Genomic DNA, 1510 nt, shown 5'->3' on the forward strand with positions numbered 1-1510 from the left:
CCCCGGAGCTCGCGCTCCGGGGGCCCTCGACGTCACGCGGGGCTCAGTCCTGCGGGACCTCGCCCTCCTCCGAGCGGGAGAACGTGTACGTGTTGTCGCCACCGAACTGGTAGATGCCGATGAACGCCGACGACGGGTCGTTGGCGTCGTTGAACGGGCCCACGCCGGAGACCGCCTGGTAGGCGATGTCCTCGCCGTCCTCGACCAGCTGCGCGCACTCCTCCCAGCCGGTGCACTCCTCGCCGCCGTCGGCGCCCGAGACCGCGGCCAGGTTGGCCTGGATGGTCTCGCCGTCCGACGCCCCGCCCTTGAGGGCAGCCAGCGCCGCGAGGATCGTGGCGTCGTAGGACTCGGGGCCGTAGGAGTACTCGGTGAGGTCCGGGTCGACCTCGAGCATGCGCTGCTGGAACTCCTCGGACGGGAACGCACCGGGCAGCGTGCCCTGGGCGCCCTCGAGCGTGCCGGCCGGGAAGCCGGTCTCACCCTCCGTGCCGAAGTTCTGCAGGTTGCCGTCGACGAAGTACGTCTTGCTCATGTCCCAGCCCTGCGCCACGAGCTCGCGCACGATGAGCGGGGTCTGGTCCGTGAACGCGAGGATCGCGATCGCGTCGGGGGCGGACGCTATGGCGTCGCCGACGATCGTCGAGAAGTTCTGCTCGGCCGGGTCGAACTCCTGGCCCTCGGCGCCGTAGACGATCGTGCCGCCCGCGTCGGTGACGACACCCGAGACGACGTCGCGGAGCGACGTGCCGTAGGAGTCGTTGAAGACGAGGATGCCGACGTTGCTCGCACCGTCGGAGACGATGAGGTTGCCGAGCACGTCGCCCTGCACGGAGTCCGGCGGCGCGGTGCGGAAGTAGAAGTCGGAGTAGCCCGACAGGTTGGTCGCCGTGTTGGCCGGCGAGATCTGGACGACGCCCGCGCCCGTGATGTCGTCGATGACGTTGAGCGTCACCGAGGAGGACGCGGCACCGACGACGACCGAGACGCCGGCGGAGATGAGCTCCTGCGCCGAGGCCGTCGACACGGAGGCGTTGTTGGCGTCCGAGGAGTCCGTGTGCGTGACCTCGACGTCGGCGCCGAACAGGCCGCCGGCCTCGTTGATCTCGGCGACGGCCAGGTCGACGCCGGCGATCTCGGGCGGGCCGAGCTGCGCGAGCGACCCCGTCACGGGCAGCAGCGTCCCGATGTGCAACGGCTCGCTGCTGCCGCCGCCGCCGGAGCCGGTCGTCTCCTCGCCGCCGCCGTCGGAACCGCCCGAGCAGGCCGTGAGCGCGAGGACGAGCGCGCCGGCGACTGCCACGGCACGTCCTGCGTGTGTCGAACGAATCATGCGTGGTACCCCTCTGTGAGCACTGCACCCACCGGACCCGGACGCGGGCCACGGCGATGTGGCGCGAAGGTACTCATGCTTTGTGTCCGCGATGTGAATGGCAACGTCTCGCCACCATGTCGTTGTGGACTTGTGACCATGTACGCGCGAGAGCCCGGCCGGCACCAGGGTGCCGAC

General features: G+C 70.3%; 1 protein-coding gene. It reads right to left on the reverse strand.

Annotated features, from left to right (window positions below):
- Window positions 1-43 precede the first annotated feature (43 nt).
- Window positions 44-1333 carry an ABC transporter substrate-binding protein gene (locus ACFUMH_RS19075; RefSeq protein ID WP_378209214.1) on the reverse strand — a complete coding sequence of 430 codons (1290 nt, stop codon included), beginning with the start codon at window positions 1331-1333 and terminating at the stop codon, window positions 44-46.
- Between the last annotated feature and the right edge of the window lie 177 nt (window positions 1334-1510).

Origin of the sequence: Cellulomonas sp. NPDC057328, assembly GCF_042667215.1 — a bacterium.
Classification (GTDB): Bacteria; Actinomycetota; Actinomycetes; order Actinomycetales; family Cellulomonadaceae; genus Cellulomonas.